The sequence below is a fragment of the Novosphingobium sp. BL-A-41-Hi4B-X5A genome (assembly GCF_055521705.1).
Genome location: NZ_CM145500.1, coordinates 570,869 through 591,364, shown reverse-complemented (window position 1 = coordinate 591,364; position 20,496 = coordinate 570,869). Strand labels below are relative to the sequence as shown.

15 protein-coding genes are annotated in these 20,496 nt (G+C 63.7%); 4 read left to right on the top strand and 11 right to left on the bottom strand.

Translation table 11 applies throughout. From position 1 onward, the window contains the following. Position 1 precedes the first annotated feature (1 nt). Both ACZ1JY_RS02710 and ACZ1JY_RS02705 read right to left on the bottom strand, forming a co-directional pair. Positions 2–1,594 (bottom strand): DUF6504 family protein, encoded by a 1,593-nt coding sequence (locus ACZ1JY_RS02710; RefSeq protein ID WP_465130274.1) that lies wholly within the window; start codon positions 1,592–1,594, stop codon positions 2–4. Then, complete coding sequence (locus ACZ1JY_RS02705) at positions 1,488–2,258, bottom strand: hypothetical protein (RefSeq protein WP_240344658.1); 771 nt, start codon at positions 2,256–2,258, stop codon at positions 1,488–1,490. Before ACZ1JY_RS02705 ends, ACZ1JY_RS02710 begins: the two co-directional genes overlap by 107 nt. Before the next feature lie 161 nt (positions 2,259–2,419). Here ACZ1JY_RS02705 and ACZ1JY_RS02700 point away from each other — a divergent pair, with 161 nt between their 5' ends. Continuing rightward, positions 2,420–2,902: a pyridoxamine 5'-phosphate oxidase family protein gene (locus ACZ1JY_RS02700; protein WP_118073933.1), complete on the top strand. Its 483-nt coding sequence runs from the start codon at positions 2,420–2,422 to the stop codon at positions 2,900–2,902. 76 nt (positions 2,903–2,978) lie between these two features. Here the strand turns inward: ACZ1JY_RS02700 and ACZ1JY_RS02695 are convergent, their stop codons facing one another. Continuing rightward, a complete protein-coding gene (locus tag ACZ1JY_RS02695) occupies positions 2,979–4,517 on the bottom strand; it encodes an amino acid permease (RefSeq protein WP_118073934.1) in 1,539 nt (512 codons plus the stop codon). Between the two features lie 205 nt (positions 4,518–4,722). On the opposite strand from ACZ1JY_RS02695, the gene panB reads away from it, so the two are divergent. Together panB and ACZ1JY_RS02685 are read left to right on the top strand one after the other, a co-directional pair. Continuing rightward, positions 4,723–5,592: a 3-methyl-2-oxobutanoate hydroxymethyltransferase gene (gene panB / locus ACZ1JY_RS02690; RefSeq protein WP_465130273.1), complete on the top strand. Its 870-nt coding sequence runs from the start codon at positions 4,723–4,725 to the stop codon at positions 5,590–5,592. A gap of 41 nt (positions 5,593–5,633) precedes the next feature. Beyond that, entirely contained in the window at positions 5,634–6,701 is a 1,068-nt protein-coding gene (locus ACZ1JY_RS02685) for a DUF475 domain-containing protein (RefSeq protein ID WP_168903301.1), read from the top strand. A 4-nt stretch (positions 6,702–6,705) separates the two neighbouring features. Here the strand turns inward: ACZ1JY_RS02685 and ACZ1JY_RS02680 are convergent, their stop codons facing one another. The 6 genes from ACZ1JY_RS02680 to ACZ1JY_RS02655 all read right to left on the bottom strand — a co-directional run bounded on the left by ACZ1JY_RS02680 (position 6,706) and on the right by ACZ1JY_RS02655 (position 14,790). Next, positions 6,706–7,773 carry a CaiB/BaiF CoA transferase family protein gene (locus ACZ1JY_RS02680; protein WP_465130272.1) on the bottom strand — a complete coding sequence of 356 codons (1,068 nt, stop codon included), beginning with the start codon at positions 7,771–7,773 and terminating at the stop codon, positions 6,706–6,708. A 72-nt stretch (positions 7,774–7,845) separates the two neighbouring features. Beyond that, positions 7,846–9,441, bottom strand: coding sequence for a tetratricopeptide repeat protein (locus ACZ1JY_RS02675; RefSeq protein ID WP_465130271.1), 1,596 nt, complete (start codon positions 9,439–9,441; stop codon positions 7,846–7,848). Next, positions 9,407–10,783 (bottom strand): PEP-CTERM-box response regulator transcription factor, encoded by a 1,377-nt coding sequence (gene prsR, locus ACZ1JY_RS02670; RefSeq protein ID WP_118074775.1) that lies wholly within the window; start codon positions 10,781–10,783, stop codon positions 9,407–9,409. Before prsR ends, ACZ1JY_RS02675 begins: the two co-directional genes overlap by 35 nt. After that, positions 10,783–12,918, bottom strand: coding sequence for an XrtA/PEP-CTERM system histidine kinase PrsK (prsK, locus tag ACZ1JY_RS02665; RefSeq protein WP_465130270.1), 2,136 nt, complete (start codon positions 12,916–12,918; stop codon positions 10,783–10,785). The genes prsR and prsK overlap by 1 nt, the downstream gene beginning before the upstream one ends. 12 nt (positions 12,919–12,930) lie before the next feature. Further along, positions 12,931–14,316: a TIGR03013 family XrtA/PEP-CTERM system glycosyltransferase gene (locus ACZ1JY_RS02660; protein ID WP_168903297.1), complete on the bottom strand. Its 1,386-nt coding sequence runs from the start codon at positions 14,314–14,316 to the stop codon at positions 12,931–12,933. Positions 14,317–14,517: 201 nt separating this feature from the next. Then, positions 14,518–14,790: a hypothetical protein gene (locus ACZ1JY_RS02655; protein ID WP_118073941.1), complete on the bottom strand. Its 273-nt coding sequence runs from the start codon at positions 14,788–14,790 to the stop codon at positions 14,518–14,520. 128 nt (positions 14,791–14,918) lie between these two features. On the opposite strand from ACZ1JY_RS02655, the gene ACZ1JY_RS02650 reads away from it, so the two are divergent. Next, positions 14,919–17,228 carry a patatin-like protein gene (locus ACZ1JY_RS02650; protein WP_465130269.1) on the top strand — a complete coding sequence of 770 codons (2,310 nt, stop codon included), beginning with the start codon at positions 14,919–14,921 and terminating at the stop codon, positions 17,226–17,228. A gap of 51 nt (positions 17,229–17,279) precedes the next feature. Here the strand turns inward: ACZ1JY_RS02650 and dnaJ are convergent, their stop codons facing one another. After that, entirely contained in the window at positions 17,280–18,410 is a 1,131-nt protein-coding gene (gene dnaJ, locus ACZ1JY_RS02645) for a molecular chaperone DnaJ (protein WP_118073942.1), read from the bottom strand. 70 nt (positions 18,411–18,480) lie between these two features. Further along, the gene (gene dnaK / locus ACZ1JY_RS02640) at positions 18,481–20,388 is read right to left on the bottom strand and encodes a molecular chaperone DnaK (protein ID WP_465130268.1); all 1,908 of its coding nucleotides are present in this window, start codon (positions 20,386–20,388) and stop codon (positions 18,481–18,483) included. Positions 20,389–20,496: the final 108 nt, after the last annotated feature.

Genomic DNA, 20,496 nt, shown 5'->3' with positions numbered 1-20,496 from the left:
TTCAGGCAAAGAGCCCCTGGATGAACCATTCAGGGGCTCCACCGCGCCCGTCCCCGATCACGCCGTGGCGGTAGATCCAGTAGCGGCGACCGGTCTCGTCCTCGATCCGGTAATAATCGCGAAGGCGCACGGTGGAGCGTTCGCGCCACCATTCCGGGGCAATGCGCTCTGGCCCTTCGGCTCGGGCGACCTTGTGCAACTGGCCGCGCCATTGGAACTGACGTGGCAGGCCGTCCGGGGTTTCATAGATGACCGCGACAGACTCCGGTTTATCGAGAAGTTTCAGTGGTCTGTGATGGAAACGCAATTCTTCCTGTGAAGAGGGCATATCCGCCAGCGGTGGCTGCCAGCGTTGGGCGCGTTCGGGCAGATGACTGGCGTGAGCGACCGGACGCTGTACCGCTTCTGGCCCAAGGCGCACGGTCAGGCGATCGATACAGGCGGCCAGACTGGTCCCATGACGCTCGGCCGCGGCGTCGAGATCGGCCTGCGACAGGTGCAAGGGTTCCGCCCACGGCACGCGCAGGCGCACAAGTTCTATGCCAAACCCCGCATCGAGATCATCGAGCCGTGCGGCAAAGAGACGGCAGATATGGACCGGATCGCGGGAGGCGGCAGCCATCTCGAGCCGCCGCACAATCACCTCGCCATCGACCTTCCACATCCCCAGCTCAAGGCGACGTGCCCCCTGCCCCAGCCCTTCGAGCAGGCGCGCCATGTCGGCGGCGAGGTCCTCGACCACGCGATCGAGAAGGGGGCGGTGGCGGATCGGCTCCATCAGTCGGCGCTGGACCAGCGGGGCAGGCACGCCCACGACGGGCAGCAGCGGTTCGGGCCGCAGGCCGAAGATCTGGTCGAGCCGCAGCAGCGGATTGGCGGCGGCCGAGCGATGATTGCGGAAGCGGCGCGCCAGGTTCTCGCGCGTCAGCCCTTCGATCTGGCCCAATCGCTTGAGGCCGAGGCGGCACAGCAGCAGGATCACATCGGCGTCGAGACGCAGCGCGGCGACGGGGAGATCGGCGAGAAAGGTGCGCGGGTCCGCTTCCGCAGGCTGGACTGCAGCTGTCGGTCCATGGCGGGCGAGTGCCCAGGCCGCGCCTGCCGTGGGTGCAAGCGCAGCGCGTGCCGTCAAGCCACGCTTGTTCAGCAGGGCCAGCGCATCAGCGATCAGGGCTTGCTCGCCGCCGAACAGGTGCGCCACGCCGCTGGTATCCACCAGCAGTCCATCGGGTGGATCGAGCGCGCTCCAAGGGCCCCAGCGTTGTGCCCACAGGGCAAGGTTCTCAAGGAACGCAAGGTCGCCCGCAGCATCGGCAGGGCGCACGACAAGCGCGGGGCAAAGCGTGCGCGCATCGGTGAGGCGCATCGACGGCGCAGCCCCCGCCGCGCGGGCCGCAGCGTTGGCGGCGACAATGCGCGGGCCGTGGGCGGTGTCCTCGATCAGCGCGAGCGGGGCGGCGTCGAGCCCTTCCCCGTACTTCAGGCCTTCAACCAGTCGCCAGCGATCGATCGCCAGATCCGTGCACCAGATCGCCATGATCCGGCGTCCGGGATTCTGGGAGAGCAGGTTCGGCGACGAGGAGAGCGTCGTCATCGCGCAAGGTCCATTGTCCGGGGTGGAAGGTATGGGCGCGAAACAGATCGGCCCGCCAGGTGGCCGTGCCCGGGGCGTGGGCATTCCAGCGCGGCCGGGGTGAAGGTGCGGGTCCCACCTCCCAGCGCATGCGCGCCGCGCCGAGATCGCGCCGGGCATCGAGCCGCACGAGCCACAACGGCACGCCGTGCTTTTCTGCAGCAAGGCTGAGACGGCGCGAGGCGGTGAAATCGAGCGCGCGAGGATTGCCGCCGATCTCGCCCATCACGAAAGCCATGTCACGACAGCGCAATCCCTCTTCCAGCGCGAACAGCGCATCTTCGGGCGTGGCGGCGGCAACGTGGATGAGGCGATGGCGCAAGTCGGCTGGCAGGCCTGGCAAGTAAGGCCGGCCGGAAAGACGCAGTGCCGCCTTGTCCTGCACCCATAGGAACGGGCGACGATCGGGCAATTCTGCGACTTGCTGCTGGCGCAAGGCATCGCGGGCCAGCGCCAGCGCCATTCCCGCTCCGCAGGCGTCGCGCGCAGGTGCGAACAACTCGGCATGAGCGCAATCGAGGGCCAGCCCCGGCTGCCAGCGGGGCGTGCGGGCGGAGGTGCCGATACCGCGCGCAAGGCCTGGAGCCAAGGCGACAGGATCACGGATAGGGGCGTGTTCGATCATGCGATTCGTTCCTTTGTTCTTATTATGTTCCATTTCAGGGAACGCGCAATCCGTCTGTCGTTTCCCTTATGTGCACAGCCTTGGGGAAAAACCTGGGGGGAACTTCACCCGCTCCGTCCCGTTCATCAGGCAACTGCCGACAAGCAAAGGACATTCGAGCAATGAAGTACGATCAGGGCAATCCCGAAGAGCTACGCGAAAAATTCTGGAAGGCGATGTCTTCATCGCCCTACGTCATGCTCCAGCTCGACAATGATCCGGATTCGGCCGCGCCGATGACCGCGCAGCTCGACAAGGACGCCAACAGCGCGATCTGGTTCTTCACCAGCCGTGACAACCGCTTTGCCAAGATGGGCGGAGCCACCGCGACGTTCTCTTCCAAGGGGCACGATGTGTTTGCCCGCTTCCATGGCGTGCTGGTCGAGGAAACCGATCGCGCGGTGCTGGAAGAGCACTGGAACAACTTCGTGGAAGCCTGGTTTCCGGGCGGGCCGGATTCGCCCAACCTGCTGTTCTTGCGCATGAACCTCGGCGATGCCTCGATCTGGGCGGGTGAACTCGGCCTGATCGGCACGGCCAAGATGGCGCTGGGTATGGACGTCACCAACGACGTCAAGGGCGGCTACACCGACACCAAGCTGTAAGCACTGTCACCCGCCAACCAAACGAAAAGGGCCGCCCCGAAAGGAGCGGCCCTTCTTATTCAACCCTTGCAACCGATCAGCTGATCGGCGGCACCGGCTGCGGCGGCGCGTCAGCGTCTTCCTCATGCACTTCCACGAGGCCACGGCCGACATGGCTGCGGCTGCGGCTGTAGCCGAAGTAGATCAGCAGGCCCAGCGCACCCCACACGGGCAGCACCATCTTGGCGTCGAACGGCAGCAGCAGGTAGAGCGCGAAAGTCCCGACAATGGCGAGCGGCGCCGTCAGCCAGATCAGCGGCGTGCGGAATGGACGATGACGGTTCGGCTCGGTCCGGCGAAGCACCAGCACCGCGATGGCCACCATGAAGAACGCGAACAGCGTACCCGAGTTCGAGATGTCGGCCAGCTTGCCCACCGGCAGAAACGCAGCCGCTGCAGCGACAAACACGCCGGTAATGCCGGTAACGATGTGCGGCGTCTTCCACTTGGGGTGAATCGTGGCGAGCTTTTCCGGCAGCAGACCATCGCGCGCCATCACGAAGAAGATGCGAGTCTGACCGAACAGCATCATCAGGATGACCGACGGCAGGGCAAGACCGGCAGCAAGGCCGATCACACCGCCAAGCTTGGTCCAGCCGATCTCCTTGAGAACGTGGGCCAGGGCTTCCTTCGAGCAAGCCAGAGGCTCCTTGCCGAGCGCGGCGAGCGACGCACACTGGTCTGCCAGAGCCTTGGAGCCCGGAGCGAGGACTTCACCGGCAGGACCTGAAACGGGCTGCGCACCGATCGAGCCAATCGCGCCGCCTGCGACGAGGATGTAGAACACCGTACAGATCGCAAGGCTGCCGATCAGCCCGATCGGCACGTTGCGCTGCGGGTTCTTGGTTTCCTCGGCCGCGGTCGAGACCGCATCAAAGCCGACATAGGCGAAGAAGATCGAAGCCGCTGCACCGCCAACGCCGATGATGCCCCAGCCGTTAGGCGTGAATGGAGTGAAGTTCGGGCCGTTGTTCAGGTACTTGAACGTGGCGAACACGAACAGGGTCAGCGCGCCGACCTTGATCGCAACAAGCACCGCGTTGACCTTGGCGCTTTCCGAGGTGCCGATCATCAGCAGCCAGGTAACGAGCAGGCCGATAACCAGCGCCGGCAGGTTGACCACGCCGCCCGCGAAAGGACCGTTGGCCAGCGTCGCTGGTATCTCCAACCCTATGTAATCTCGCAAGAGTCCGACGAAATAGCCCGACCAGCCCACGCAGACCGCTGAAGCTGCCACCGCATATTCGAGGATCAGCGCCCAGCCGACCATCCATGCCAGCAATTCACCCATCACGGCATAAGTGTACGTATAAGCTGACCCCGAAACAGGCACCATCGATGCCAGTTCCGAATAGCACAGTGCCGCCACCGCGCAGACAAAACCGGCGATGATGAAGCTCCAGATCATGCCCGGCCCGGCCTTCTGCGCAGCTTCGGCCGTAAGCACGAAGATGCCGGTGCCGATGATGGCGCCGACGCCGAGCAGGGTGAGCTGGACCGGGCCCAGCGAGCGATGCAACGATTTCTTTTCAGCAGTTGCTAGAATGGCGTCGAGCGGTTTGACGCGACCGAACATGAAATTCTCCCGCCTTGGTCCGGCACCTGAAACCAAAACGGTTGCGCCGGAAACCAGGTTATGCGCCGCAACGCTAGCGGGAACGGCCTAACGCGCAAGCCATTTTTCCCCAGACTTGCATCAAAGGGTTGTCAAATATCGGGCCATCTTGCGGGTTTTCGACAAGCAAGTAGAAGCGTCTGCCCGCTTCAGAGGATGCGCAACGATGTCCACGACCTTCCAGCTCGACACCGCCACCAGCCGCGCGAACCCGACGCCCGCACCGATGAAGCGGCTGACGATCCCGGCGATCCGCCAGCGCAAGAAGGACGGCGTGACACAGGAACCGGTGGTGATGCTCACCGCCTATACCGCGCGGCAGGCGCAGTTGCTCGACGCCCATTGCGACCTGCTGCTGGTGGGGGATTCGCTGGGTCAGGTGATCTATGGCCTGCCCTCCTCCGTGCCGGTCACGCTCGACATGATGGCAGCGCATGGCGCGGCGGTGGTGCGCGGGTCGTACCATGCCGCCGTCGTGGTCGACATGCCGTTCGGCTCCTACGAAGCCTCGCCGCAGCAGGCATTCGAGAGCGCCTCGCGCCTGCTCAAGGAAACAGGCTGCGCAGCGGTCAAGCTCGAAGGCGGCGAGGCGATGGCCGAAACCGTCGCTTTCCTCACCCGGCGCGGCATTCCGGTGATGGGCCACGTCGGCCTCACTCCGCAAGCGGTGAACGTGCTCGGCGGCTACAACGCGCGCGGCCGCAGCGAGGCCGAGGCTGCCAAGATTGTCGGCGATGCGCAGTCGCTGGCCGATGCCGGCGCCTTTGCCATCGTGATCGAGGGGGTAGTGGAGCCCATCGCCATCGCCATCACGCAAGCAGTGCCCTGCCCCACCATCGGCATCGGCGCATCGGCGCAGTGCGACGGGCAGGTGCTGGTGACGGAGGACATGCTCGGCATGTTCGAGCGTGTGCCGCGTTTCGTGAAGATCTACGAGAACATTGCGGACACGATTTCCGGCGCTGCCGCCACTTATGCTGCCGAAGTGCGCTCTCGTGCGTTCCCCGGTATTGAACAGACCTATCAGCCAAAGTAACGCGCCACGACACGCACGGCACGCCAACAAGGGAATTCCGTTTGCTCCGCTTCTACAAGGGTTCGATCCTTTTTACGCTGGTCTGCCTGGCACTGGCCGTTGCCTACGGCTGGATGCAGACCGGCACTGCCAGTGGCACCATGTCACTGCTCTGGATCGTGTTCGTCCTTTCCATTCTCGAAATCTCGCTGTCGTTCGACAACGCGGTGGTCAATGCGGCCGTGCTCGAGGAAATGGACGAAATCTGGCAGAAGCGCTTCCTGACCTGGGGCATGATCATTGCCGTATTCGGCATGCGCATTGTCTTTCCGCTGGCCATCGTGGCGATTGCAGCGGGGTTGGGGCCGGTAGAGGCGTTGAACCTCTCCTTGAACGATCCCAAGCGCTACGAAGAGATCGTCAGCAGCGCTCATGTCGGCATCGCCGGCTTTGGCGGCGCGTTCCTGGCAATGGTGGGCCTGTCCTTCTTCTTCGACGGCGAAAAGGAAGTTCACTGGATCCGCTGGGTCGAGGAAAAGCTGGCCGTCGTATCCAACGTCAAGGCAGCCGAAATCGCCGTGCTGCTGCTTGGCCTCTACGGCATATCGTTGCTGCTGTCGGATGCAGAAGCGCTGACATTCATTGTCTCGGGCGTGCTTGGCCTGGTCACCTTTATCGCCGTCGAAGCGCTGGGGACGATTCTGGAGATGCGCGACGAGGCACAGAAGGCTGCAGGCGTGGTGGTGCGCTCGGGCCTTGGCGGCTTCCTCTACCTCAACGTGCTTGACGCTTCATTCAGCTTCGACGGCGTGATTGGCGCATTTGCCCTGTCCAACAACATGGTGATCATCGCCCTTGGCCTGTCGATCGGCGCGATGTTCGTCCGTTCGATGACGATCATGCTGGTAAAGAAGGGCACGCTCTCGGAATACCGCTACCTTGAGCATGGCGCGTTCTGGGCCATCATCGCGCTTGGCGCGATCATGCTGCTGTCGGCAAAGTTCCACATCCCCGAAACCGTCACCGGCCTGATCGGCGCTGCGCTGATCGGACTGTCGCTTTGGTGGTCGGTCCGCCACAAGCGCAAGTACCCGGACAGCGAGATCGACGCCGCCGTCCGGGCAGACTGAAACCTCAGCTCTCGCTGCGCCCGGCCAGCGATGGCTTGGGCGCGGGCGTGCCAACGAAGCGCGGCGCGGGCGCCGGCATGATCATCCCATCATCTTCAACGAAGGTTTCACGCGCCGTGTTGTGAGGATGCCTTGGCGCCTCGCGCAGGCTCAGCACCGGCGCAAAGCAGATGTCGGTGCCGTCCATGATCGCGCACCATTCGTCGCGGGTCTTGGTCAGGAACAAGGTGGTCAGCCGCGCCTTCAGGTCCGGCCAGACGCGTGGGTCCATCTGCGGAGCAAAGGCGGGATCATCCTTCAAACCGGTCTTTTCCAGGAGCAGCGCGTAGAACTGCGGCTCGATCGAACCGATCGAAATCCACTTGCCGTCGCTGGTTTCATAGGTGTCATAGAAGTGCGCACCGCCATCCAGAAGGTTGACGCCGCGCTCGTCCTTCCAGCGGCCAAGGCCGAGGAAAGTGTAGGTCATCGCCGAAAGGATCGCCGCGCCATCCACCATTGCGCAGTCAACGACCTGGCCCTTTCCGGTCCGCTGCGCCGAGAACACCGCCGCCATCACGCCAAATGCCATGAGCATCCCGCCCCCGCCGAAGTCTCCGACTAGGTTGACCGGGACTTGTGGCTTTCCACCCGCCTGCCCAAAGCTGTGAAGGGCACCGGCCAGTGCAATGTAATTGATGTCATGCCCGGCAAGCGGAGCCATCGGCCCCTCCTGCCCCCACCCGGTCATGCGCCCGTAGACGAGCCTGGGATTGTCGGCGAGCAGTACGTCCGGCCCCAGACCGAGCCGCTCCATCACGCCGGGGCGATAGCCTTCGACAATCGCATCGGCGTCCTTCACCAGTTCGCGGATCCGGGCGATCGCGGCAGGGTCCTTGAGATCGAGCTCGATCCGTTCGCGATTTCGGTTGAGGATGTCGCGGTTGCCGCTGTCACCAACCCGGTCGCCTTTGGCCGGTCGGTCGATACGGATGACGCGCGCACCATGGTCGGCAAGCATCATGCAGGCGAACGGCCCGGGGCCGATCCCTGCGAATTCAAGTACCGTCAGCCCTTCGAGCGCCCCTGCCATGTCCTTCTCCGCATTTAATCGTTCGATTGAATTCGGATTAAGGCGACGGCGCTCCTCTGTCGAGAACAGAGTTCATGACGGATTGCGCAAGGCTCGCTGCTGCAGGAAGCCTTCGATCGCCGCCTGTCCGACACTGTCGCCCAATGCAGCGCGTCCCGCAGACAGCAGCTTCAATGCCTGAGGACTGCCGGGGTTCTGCCGCAGGTAGCGGGCGAGAACGCCGTTTGCCTCCACGGGCTTCCCCAGTGCGCGCAAGGCGTAGTCTATTCTCTGCAGCGTCGGCAGGTTGAAGCGAATGAGCGCTGCTCGGCCATACTGGTCAAGCGCTCCGACGCGGTCCCCCGCCATGAGCCGGGTGTCGCCCGCCAGCAGCCACGCTTCCGCTGCGCCCGGATTGGCAAGCCGCAGACGGTCCGCCACTACCACGGCCTGACCAGCATTACCGCTCGCGATCAGTCCGCGGATATAGGGCACGGCGTTCGCAGCGAAGTTCGGCGCATCGCCATAGGCCAACGCCAGAACCGGCAATGGCTGGTCGGCAGAAATGACCAGCGCAGAGCGTTGGCCTGCTGCGGTCGATCTTTGCCGAAGTGTCGCGGCGGCGAGCTTGTCCCCAAGTCCCGCCTCGGCATTCGCGGCAAGGGCCAGAAGGTAAGGCGGAGCGAAGTCCTGCCTCGCCCAGGCTGCCGCAATCTCGCTCGCCTGCTGATGAAGCGCCTGGCGTTCCAGAGCCCGTACCAGCAGCATGCGTGCCTGCAGGTTATCGGGCTGCACGCGCAGCAGCCGGTCAAAATGGCCGACGGCAAGGTTGGCGTTCCCGGCGCGATATTCGAGAATGCCGTTGAGCAGCATCGCTGCCGGCATATCGCGCAAGGCTGTGCCGGACTGCAGCAGGATCTTGCGGGCCAGATCGGTCTGCCCCGCCCGCGCCGCCAGCACCGCCTGAAGATAGAGCGCGCGGACATTGCCGGGATCGACCTTGGCCAGCTTGCGACAGACGACCAGCATCGCCCGGTATTGGCCCATGTCGCCCAGCGTCGCGGCATACTCGCCCAGCAGCCCGACGTCGTTTGGCGCAGCACGAAGCCCGGCCTCGAACCAAGGCAGGGCTGCTTGCAGGCCAAACTGTTCGCGTACCAGCAACCCCCTCAATTCGAGCGCGCGCGGATCTTGCGGGGCCAGCTTTACCGCACGCTCTGCAGCCTCGATCGCCTGGGCCTGTTCGCCGCCGCTGAAGCGCAGCCGCGCAATGTCCACCCACAGCGAAGCGTTGTCCGGTGACAGGCGATAGGATTGGTCCAGCGCTTGCCCAGCCGCTGCCAGCCGGCCATCCATAAGCTCGATGCGCCCGCGCAGTTGCCAGCCGTGCGCAGCGCTGTCAGCCCGGAAGTCCCCGCCATAAAGCACCTTGCGCGCCTCGCGTCGGTCACCCTGCAGGAGCAGTGCTTCGCCAAGTTCCGCCCTCACGTCGTCCGCAGACGCGCCCTTCCGCATCGCCGCGCGCAGCGGTGCCTCGGCGGCGATGCCATCGCGCTTTGCTATGGCATCGCGCGCCTTGGCGAGGAGGTCCGCTGGCACGTCGCCGCGCACCGGTCCGCCAAGGACCAGTGCGACCAACGCGGCTGCGGTGAACCTAGTTATGGAGATCGTACTGCTTGAGCAGGTCATATAGCGTGGGCCTGCTTATGCCGAGCAGTCGCGCGGTACTGGATATGTTGCCCTCGCTTCGCGCAAGGGCATGGCGAATGACCTTGCGATCGGTCACTTCGCGCGCGGTCTTGAGGTTAAGGGGCGAAGCTTCCTGCGTCTCGCCCGTCGGCAGATCAAGGTCGGCCGCAGAGACTAGCTTCCCGTCGGCCATGATGACCGCACGCTTCACCCGGTTCTCAAGCTCGCGCACGTTGCCCGGCCAGTTCCATCCGTCGATGGCGGCAAGCGCATCGGGGGCGAAGCCCTTGACCGAGGGATTCATCTCCTTGGCAAAGCGCAGCAGGAACGATTTGGCGAGAAGCGTCGCATCGCCCGGGCGCTCGGCCAGACCCGGAATGCGCACGACGATTTCGGCAAGGCGATAGAACAGGTCCTCGCGGAAACGACCGTCGGCAATCATGGCCTCGAGATTCTGGTGCGTTGCGCAGACGATGCGCGTGTCGACTTCGATCGAGCGCCGCCCGCCGATCCGCTCGATGGTCCGCTCCTGCAGGAAGCGCAGCAGCTTCACCTGCAGTTGCAGCGGAATGTCGCCAACCTCGTCGAGGAACAGCGTGCCACCGCTCGCCAGTTCGATCTTGCCCTCGGTCGTCTTGACCGCGCCGGTGAACGCGCCCTTCTCGTGCCCGAACAATTCGCTTTCCAGCAGGTTTTCGGGGATGGCCGCGCAATTGATCGCGACGAAAGCGCCTTGTGCCCGGCTTGAACAATCGTGCAGCCCGCGCGCCAGAAGCTCCTTGCCGGTACCGCTGGCACCCAGCAGCATGACCGAGACATTGGTGTTGGCCACGCGCTCGATCGTGCGCGCGACCTTGATCATCTCGGGCGCAGCCGTGATCATGCGGCCGAGCACCTTGTTGTCTGACGAGGCCCGCGTTGCCAGGACACGGTTTTCAGCCTCGATCTGGGAAAGATGCAGCGCGCGTCGCACGATCAGGCCCAGCGCGTCGATGTCCACCGGCTTCTGGTAGAAATCGTAGGCGCCCTTCTCGATCGCCTTCAGGGCGGATTCCCGCGCGCCGTGTCCGCTGGCGACGATGACCTTGGTCTGGGGACGCAGCGCCATGATCTCGTCAAGCACGGCGAACCCTTCGGTTGTGCCATCCGGATCGGGCGGGAGGCCGAGATCGAGCGTCACCACAGCCGGCTCTTCCGACCGCAGCAGCGTCAGCGCCGTGGCCCGGTCGCCCGCAATCACGACGTCGAAATCCTCATAGGCCCACTTGAGCTGAGCCTGCAGACCCGGATCGTCCTCGACGATCAGCAGCACCGGCCGCTGTCCGGACTTTGCATCACTCATCATGCCACCTTTTTCCCATGGGGGGTGCTTTCCCCCTCAATCGAACTGATCAATCCTTGCGCGGCTGCCAGCGGCAGGCGCACCGTAAAGCGGCTGCCCAGCCCTTCGCGGCTTTCAACCTCAAGCTTGCCGCGCATGGCCCGCACCATTTCGCGCGCCTCGTATGCACCGATGCCGAAACCGCCTTGCTTGGTCGATACGAACGGCCGGAACAGGCGATTGCGGATAAACTCCGCACTCATTCCGCAACCGGTGTCGATCACTTCGATCGTACCGTAGAGGCCATCCACGTTGCATTGCAGGAACACCGCCATGCCCTCGGCGCTGGCGTCGATCGCGTTCTGCACCAGATGCAGAACCACCTGTTCGAGCACTTCACGGTTGGCAAAGACGCGGCAGGGCGCATCGTGCGTCACGTGGACCTGCAGCTGTCCGGGAGCGTTATAGCGATTGGCCACGGCGCGGATCACGTCGCTCGCATCAACGTCCTCGACGCGCTCTGCAGCATTGCCGCCATAACGCGAAAGCCTCGCCAGCAAAGCGTTGAGCTTGTCGGCGGAATTGCGCAGCGTGATCAGCATGTCCGCCCGGAATGCCGGGTTTTCCGCATGCTTCTCGGCATTGCGCGAAAGCAGGCTCAACTGGCTGGCAAGGTTCTTGATGTCGTGCATGACAAACGCCATGCGACGGTTGAATTCCTCGAACCGGCTCGCTTCGAGCAGCGCCGACTGGCCGGCATGCTCGGCAAGGTAGCTTGCCAGCTGCATGCCCACCACGCGCAGCAGGTCGAAATCCTCCCAATCGAGCTTTCGCGCCACTTGCGGACGCCCGAGCACGACCAGACCGACCAGGCGATCAAAGTGCAGCAGAGGCACCAGAGCCCAGGCGGAATGCTCTTCCACCAGCCATTTCGGTACCGCAGCATCCTCGCCCTGATGGTTCACGCCGGCGCGCAGTTCGTCGAGATCGACAATGAAGCCGCGCCTCTCGAAAAAGGCGACCCGGTCGATCGACAGCGCTTCGGCTGGAACATCGGCAGTCGGCCATTGCCAGCGAGCCGATAGCACCATCTCGCCATTCTCGCCTTGGCACAGCAGCAGGCCGGCAGAGCTGTCGGTGATGTCGGCGACCGCCTGGACCACGCGCTCATGCAATGATGGCGCATGCGTACCGCCGCGGCCGATGGTGCGGGTGAAGCGCAGCCACTCCGAGCGATAGTCGTAACGATGCTGGAAGAAGTGCTTTGCGAGCATGACTTTCATCCAGCCACGCAGGCGTCCCGCCGGGAGAATGGCCAGCACCAGCACGCTCGTCACGAACACGAAGCCCAGCTGCGCTAGCTGCCCGGCATCGCCGCCAAGCCACGCCAGCGATTGCGCCGCACCGACCATCACGATCATGTAGGCACCGATCACCAGAAGTGAGAGCGACTGGAAAGCGACGGCGCGTGACGGTGAGAACCGTAGAGCCGACCGCCCTCGCACCGCACCGATGGCAAGCAGCAAGGCAACGCCGATCTGCGCCACGCCGCGCATGGCTTCGAGTTCGACCGGCAAGGCCCGCGCGAGATAGGCGATCGTATAGAGGTTGAGGTCATACCCCCAGACTGTCGCCATCGCGATGCAGGTCCAGCGCAGCGCAACGCGCTGTTGCGCCATGGCCCCGGCGTAGAGGTTATGCACCAGCACCAGCGCGCCCGTGGCAACCAGCAGCCGGAACAGCATCGAGATCTGGAAGATCATCGCCTGCGCCGCAGCGTTGCCACCATACCGCACGTTCATCATGAGCAGGATGAACTGCAGCGTCTCGACGAAGATCAGCGCCGCCATGACCGGCCTGATCGGTGCAACGCTCGTATGGCGCCCGTCGCGGGTGAACAGCACGAACGCGAGGCTGAGCCAGGCGAAAGTGCGGAAACTTTCGAACACCTGCGCAACCAGTGTCGCGTATCCGGTCCCGGCGACCACAAGCGCCCAGGCACCACTGACGATGAATGCGCCAAGCTCGGCCCGGGCCGGGCCCTCCTGCGCGTTACGCCGACGCTCCCAGCGCCAGCCCGTGAGCATCAGGAAGCAGAACGCGGCAATGAGAAAGGCCCATTGCCCGAAGCCCATCCATGACAGGGGAGTCTGCATGCCGACGCCCCCTTACCGTGCACCCTCGTGCCAGAGCACGACGCGCAGGGTCTGGAGCAGGATCAGCAAGTCCAGGAAAGGGGTGTAGTTCTTGGCGTAGTACAGGTCGTACTCGAGCTTGTGCCGCGAATCCTCGATCGATGCCCCATAAGGGTAATTGATCTGCGCCCAGCCCGTGATGCCGGGCTTCACCATGTGGCGCTCGGCATAATACGGCAGCTTTTCCTCGAGGTCCGAGACGAACTCGGGGCGCTCGGGACGGGGGCCGACGAAGCTCATCTCGCCTTTCAGCACCGACCATGTCTGCGGCAGCTCATCGATCCGCACTTTGCGGATGAAGCGCCCGATCCGGGTCACGCGCGGGTCGTTCTCCTGCGCGAACTGCGCCCCGTTCACCTCGGCATCGGTGCGCATAGAACGCAGTTTGATCACATCGAACGGCTCGCCATACAGGCCGACGCGGCGCTGGCGGAAGAAGGCCGGCCCCTTGCTGTCGATTTTTACCAGCAGGGCGAACAGCACGATCACCGGCAGGGTAAGTACCAGCAACAGCAGGCTCGCGGTAATGTCGAAGATGCGCTTGGCGGCGCTTGACAGGGCACGACCCGATGAAAACCCATCCGAGAAGATCAGCCAGCTCGGGTTGACCGTGTCGAGATCCACACGCCCCGTTTCGCGTTCCATGAACGTCGAGAAGTCGTTGACGTGTACGCCAGTGGTCTTGATCCGCAGCAGATCCTTCAGCGGCAGCGCGTTGCGGCGCTCTTCCAGCGCCAGCACCACTTCGCTCACACCCAGATTTTCCACATAGCGCGTGAGGTTGTTGATCGCGTCGCGATGGATTGCCTCTTCGACAACCGGCGCGGCGCTGCTCATGCCGATGTATCCGACAATGGCAAAACCTGCCTCGGGCCGCTCGCCCAGCTTGCGCAGGCGGTCAGCTCGCGCGCCAGCGCCCAGCACCAGCACGCGCCGCCGAAATGCGGATGTCCCAAGAAGACCACCCAGCAGCAGCCGGATGAGCACCAGGAACGCCATGGCAATGAACATCGCGTAGAACAGGTTGGACCGCCACAGCGTTCGCCCCGGCAGCATGAAGTAGACAACAGAAAGGGCAATGATCCCGAGGCTTACCGCCACCATCAGCCGTGCCGTGGCATAACGCATCGAACGCAGCGCGTCCGATCCGTAGACGCCGACCGCGATCATCGCGGTCTGCACCAGCACCGCAAACAGCAGCAAGGGCGTCAACCGCATGGGCACCATGCCCGGATCGATGCCGATCTGGTGCGCGCGCAATTGCCAGCCCAGTTCGCCGGCGCCGATAAGCAGGACAAAGTCCAGCAGGCCCAGCAGCAGAACCGAATGCGGTATGTAATGCTTGAACAGGCGGATCATATGCCCGGCACTCGTCACCCCACGTGGGCACGGAATGGCCCTATGGGGCAATCTTACACCGCAAAGAGTAAAGCGTCGGTTACTCTGACACCGGCAAGCTCATATTCCGGAGTTCACATCTATCTGATATAAATAGAAAAAACTCCACCCACAAAATCAATCTGTCGGCGGAGTTTACATTTTTGGCTTATCGGAAGCGATCTATTTGCCGTCGGCAACGTCCTTTGCGGCGTCTCCGATGTCCTTGGCCGCGCTCCCCACGTTGTCGGCGGCACGCTCGATGGCGTTGTCGCGGCTCGCGCGGCTGTCCGACATCTGCATGAGGAAATAGCCGCCCACGACCAGCGCGATCAAAAGGATAACGGCAATCAGCCAGCCACTGCCACCGCTGCGCGGGCGTTCGTCATAGACTGTCGTGTGCGTGTGTGCGGACCCGTCAGGTTCACGCACTTCGACCGTACGTTGCTCGACCATGGTTTCGTCCCTTCTGATGAAACTTTTCCGTCCAACGCGCAGGCAAACATGACGTTCCTTTCATCCACATCTGCACCTTCCTGCCAAAGCCTCTGGCTCGCAACGCGTTGCCGTGCCAAAATACCACCATGCGGCAGAAGGAACTGCGTCTCGCCCTCATCTGCTACGGCGGCATCAGCCTTGCCGTGTACATGCATGGAGTAACCAAAGAACTCTGGCACGCCACCCGCGCCAGCCGGGCCTTTCACTGCCCGGACGAACCGAGCCCCGGCGGTGTCGAGGCGGTTTACCTGAGATTGTTCGAAGAGATTGCGCTTACCCGTGACCTGCGGCTGCGTCTTCTGCCAGATATCGTCTCCGGGGCCAGTGCCGGCGGAATAAACGGCGTGTTCCTCGCGCAGGCCATTGCCACCGGACAAAGCCTTGAACCGCTCACGGCCATGTGGCTCGAACGCGCCGATATCGACGTGCTGCTCGATCCCGACGCAAAGCCGTGGAGCCGCTTCGCCAAGTTCTGGGCGCAACCTCTCGTCTGGTTCGTGCTGAAGCGGCCGGGCAATGTCGTGAGCAGTACGGTCGCGCCAGAGACGCGCTCCGAAGTGCGCCGCAAGGTCTCGCGCCTGATCCGCGCGCGCTGGTTCGCACCGCCGTTCAGCGGAATCGGCTTTTCGCGGATGATTGCCGACGCGCTTGACGCGATGGCAGCCACCCCCATGGGCGATCCGCTTTTGCCCGAAGGTCACCCCATGGACCTGCTGGTCACGGCGACCGACTTCAACGGCCACCTTGAAGAACTGCGCCTCAACAGCCCGGAAATTGTCGTCGAAAGCGAGCACCGCCTTTCGATAGGCTTCCGCCGATCGACCAGCAGGCATGGCAACAGGGAACTTGCACCCTGCCCCGAACTGGTCCTTGCGGCGCGATCGACGGCCAGTTTCCCCGGCGCGTTCCCGCCCCTTGTCATCGACGAGATCGATCAGCTTGTTGCCGAGCGCCGCTCCGCCTGGCCGGGGCGCACGCAGTTTCTCCAGCGGATCATGCCCAGCCACTGGAAGCGCGGAGACCTTGACGGCGTGGCGCTCGTCGACGGCGCCGTGCTCGTCAATCGCCCTTTCGCCCAAGCTATCGGTGTCCTTCGTGACAGGCCGGCGCGGCGTGAGGTCGATCGCCGCTTCGTCTACGTCGATCCCAGCCCCGATCACATGCGCATTGCGCCCAAGGGGGGACGCACGATCGGCTTCTTTTCAGCCATATTCGGCTCGCTCTCATCGATCCCGCGCGAACAGCCGATCCGCGACAATCTGGAATCGCTCGAACGGCAATCACGGCAGCGGCATCGCCTCCGCACCATCGTCGATGCCCTGCGCCCCGAGATCGAGGAGACCGTCGAAGGTCTGTTCGGGCGAACCCTGTTTTTCGATCACCCCAACCAGCGACGGCTCACCGCCTGGCGCAACAAGGCACAGCAAGCCGCCGCTGAACGCGCTGGCTACGCTTTCCACGGCTATGCCCAGACCAAGCTGGCTGGGATCGTCACCGATCTTGCGGCGCTGATCCACGAAGCGGCGCCTGCCGCCGCCTCGCTGGATAAGGTCGAGGCTGCGCTGTGGGACCATCTCGCCAGCACCGGGCTTGATCGGCTTTCGGCCCTGCGCGGCGGAGCAACCGACAAGGCCATCGTCTTCTTCCGCACCCACGATCTGTCTTTTCGCATCCGCCGCCTCAAGCTGCTGGCCCGCCGGCTGACGCACGATTGGGAGGAAGGTGAAAGCGTCAGCATTGCCGACCGCGAAGCTGCACGTGATGCTGTCTACCGCGCCCAAGCGCTCTATCAGGGTAGAGAGACGTTCGAGGGCCTCGGCCCCGGCTTTGCCGAAACCGCAGCCCTTGCCACGGTCGATCCCGGTGCGGTGCTCAACGCCATCGCCACGCGTCGCGATCTCGTCGGGCTGGACCTGCAGGTCGATTCGATGCTCGTGACGGCGCTTGAGAGGATGGGCAAGCCGCTGCGCCGCCGGTTCCTCCACGCCTATCTCGGCTTCCCGTTCTACGATACCGCCACCCTCCCCCTGCTGCAGGGCGAAGGAATGGGCGAGTTCGACCCCGTCAAGGTCGATCGCATTTCACCCGATGATGCCACGTCCATCCGCAAGGGCGGCACGTTCGCCTGCCTGCGCGGGGTCGAATTCTTCAACTTCGGCGCGTTCTTCAGCCGCGCCTATCGCGAGAACGACTATCTGTGGGGCCGCCTCCACGGCGCCGAACGCATGATCGACCTGATCTGCTCGACGGTAGAGGAAACGCTCCCCGCCGAAGTGATCGCCGCCTTCAAGCGCGACGCCTTCCTGGCGATACTGGAAGAGGAACAGGGCCGACTGGTCGCCGAACCGGGACTGGTCGAGCGGGTGCGCGCCGAAGTCGTCGCAGCCTTCGAATAGCGCCGCGATATAAACCAACTGCACCCCCGCCTGCGCGGGGGTACAGCAAGTTTACTCCGTCAGATCCGTCCAAGCATCCTTGATGCGCTCGAAAAAGCCCTTCGACTGCGGGCACTCCTCGCCGGTCTCGGTAGACTGAAACTCCCGCAGGAGTTCCTTCTGGCGCGAAGAAAGCTTCGTCGGCGTCTCCACGTGGATTTCCACCACCAGATCGCCAATCCCGCGCCCCTGCAGCACGGGCATGCCGCCGCCGCGCTTGCGCAACTGCTTGCCCGACTGGATGCCGGCCGGAATCTCGATGGCGTGGACTTTTCCGTCCAGCCCCGGAATCTCGATCTCGCCACCAAGCGCGGCAGTCGTGAAGCTGATCGGGCAGCGCGTCAGCAGCGTCGTGCCCTCGCGCTCGAACACCTTGTGGCGCTGGATGTGGAGGAACAGGTAAAGGTCGCCCGGAGGCGCTCCGAAGGGACCTGCCTCGCCCTTGCCGGCAAGGCGGATGCGCGTGCCGTTGTCGACGCCTGCGGGAATGTTGACCTGAAGCCGCTGCTCGGCGTCGACGCGGCCTTCACCGCGGCAATTCTTGCACGGGCTTTCGATCACTTCGCCGCGGCCATGGCAGTTCGGGCAGGCCCGCTCGACCATGAAGAAGCCCTGCTGCGCCCGCACCTTGCCGTGCCCGCCGCAAAGGTTGCAGCGTCGCGCCGAAGTGCCCGGCGTGGCGCCCGATCCGCTGCAAGGCTCGCACTTCTGCGAAACCTCGACCGCGATCTCGGTCTCCTTGCCGTGGAATGCATCCTCGAGGCTGATTTCCATGTCGTAGCGCAAGTCCGCGCCACGCCGCGCCTGCTGACGGCCACCGCCACCGAACGCGCCGCCGAAGATCGTCTCGAAGATATCGCCGATATCGCCGAAGTCTCCGCCACCGAAACCACCTTGGCCACCGCCGCCGCCCTGCTGGAACGCGGCATGGCCATAGCGGTCATAGGCCGCCCGCTTCTGCGGGTCGGACAGGCAGGCATAAGCCTCGTTGATCTGCTTGAACTTGGCCTCGCTTTCGGCACAGCCCGGATTCTTGTCCGGATGGAACTTCATGGCGAGTTTGCGGTATGCAGACTTGAGGACCTTCTCGTCCGCAGTCCGCTCAACCTCGAGCAGTTCGTAGAAATCGATTTCCGCCGACATTGCGCTTCCCTAACGCGAAGACCCGCCGCCAGCGCATGAACGCAAGCGGCGGGCCGGTTTCATCGCAACATCACTTGTTGTCGTCGACTTCCGAGAATTCGGCGTCGACCACATCGTCATCGGCCTTCGGCGCGTCCGCACCCGGCGATGAAGCAGCAGCCTGCTCCTTCTCGTAGATCGCCTGGCCCATCTTCATGGCCTTGTCGGTCAGCGCCTGCGTCTTCGCGGTCATCTCGTCCGCGTTGCCGCTTTCGACAGCCGTCTTGGCCTCGGCGATGGCAGCTTCGATCTCCGACTTGAGCGAGGCGTCGATCTTGTCGCCGTTCTCTTCAAGCTGGCGCTCGGTCGCGTGGATGAGGCTTTCGGCGTTGTTCTTGGCTTCCGCCTCGGCACGACGCTTCTTGTCCTCTTCTGCGAACTTCTCGGCATCGCGGACCATCTGGTCGATGTCGGCGTCCGACAGACCACCAGACGCCTGAATGCGGATCTGCTGCTCCTTGCCGGTGCCCTTGTCCTTAGCGCTCACGTTCACGATACCGTTGGCGTCGATGTCGAACGTCACCTCGATCTGCGGCACGCCGCGCCGTGCGGGCGGAATGCCGACGAGGTCGAACTGGCCGAGGAGCTTGTTGTCCTGCGCCATCTCGCGCTCGCCCTGGAAGACCCGGATCGTCACCGCCTGCTGGTTGTCCTCGGCAGTCGAATAGACCTGGCTCTTCTTGGTCGGGATCGTGGTGTTGCGGTCGATCATCTTGGTCATGATGCCGCCCAGCGTCTCGATGCCCAGCGAAAGCGGGGTGACGTCGAGCAACAGCACGTCCTTGACGTCGCCCTGCAGCACGCCGGCCTGGATTGCCGCGCCCATGGCGACAACTTCGTCCGGATTCACGCCGGTGTGCGGGTCCTTGCCGAAGAAGTCCTTCACCACTTCGCGGACCTTGGGCATGCGGGTCATGCCGCCGACGAGCACCACGTCATCGATGTCCTTGGCCGAAAGACCGGCATCAGCCAGAGCCTTCTTGCAAGGGTCGAGCGTGCGCTGGATCAGGCCGGCAACCAGCTTTTCCAGATCGGCGCGGGTGATCGTCTCCACCAGATGGAGCGGGGTGGTGCTGCCACCTTCCATGCGGGCGGTGATGAACGGCAGGTTGATCTCGGTCGTCTGGGCAGACGACAGCTCGATCTTGGCCTTTTCCGCGGCTTCCTTGAGGCGCTGCAGGGCGAGCTTGTCGCCGCGCAGGTCCATGTTCTCCTTCGACTTGAACTTGTCGGCCAGGAATTCCACCAGCGCCGTATCAAAGTCCTCGCCGCCCAGGAACGTATCGCCGTTGGTCGACTTCACTTCGAATACGCCATCACCGATCTCAAGGATCGAGATGTCGAAGGTGCCGCCGCCAAGGTCATAGACCGCGATCGTCTTGCCGTCCTGCTTGTCGAGCCCATAGGCCAGCGCCGCCGCAGTCGGCTCGTTAATAATGCGCAGCACTTCAAGGCCCGCGATCTGCCCGGCATCCTTGGTCGCCTGGCGCTGCGCGTCGTTGAAGTAAGCGGGGACGGTGATCACTGCCTGCGTCACGGTCTCGCCAAGATAGGCCTCGGCGGTTTCCTTCATCTTCTGCAGGGTGAAGGCCGAGATCTGCGACGGGCTGTAGTCCTGGCCACCGGCCTTGACCCAGGCATCGCCGTTCTTGCCCTTGGTGATCGTGTAGGGGACGAGTTCCGTGTCCTTCTGGGTCAGCGGATCGTCAAAGCGGCGGCCGATCAGGCGCTTGACCGCGAAAATCGTGTTGTCCGGGTTGGTGACAGCCTGGCGCTTGGCCGGCTGGCCGATCAGGCGCTCACCATCCTTGGTGAAAGCGACGATCGACGGCGTGGTGCGCGCACCTTCCGAGTTTTCAATGACCTTGGGCGTGCCCCCGTCCATTACAGCAACGCAGCTGTTGGTCGTGCCAAGGTCGATGCCGATAACTTTAGCCATGAGTTCCCCAGTTCCTTCCATTCAAGACACCGCGTGGGAAAGCGATCCCCCTGCCGGGCAGACCGCCATGTGCGGCTCGATTGTCCGCGATATAGGTGCGCTTCTTCT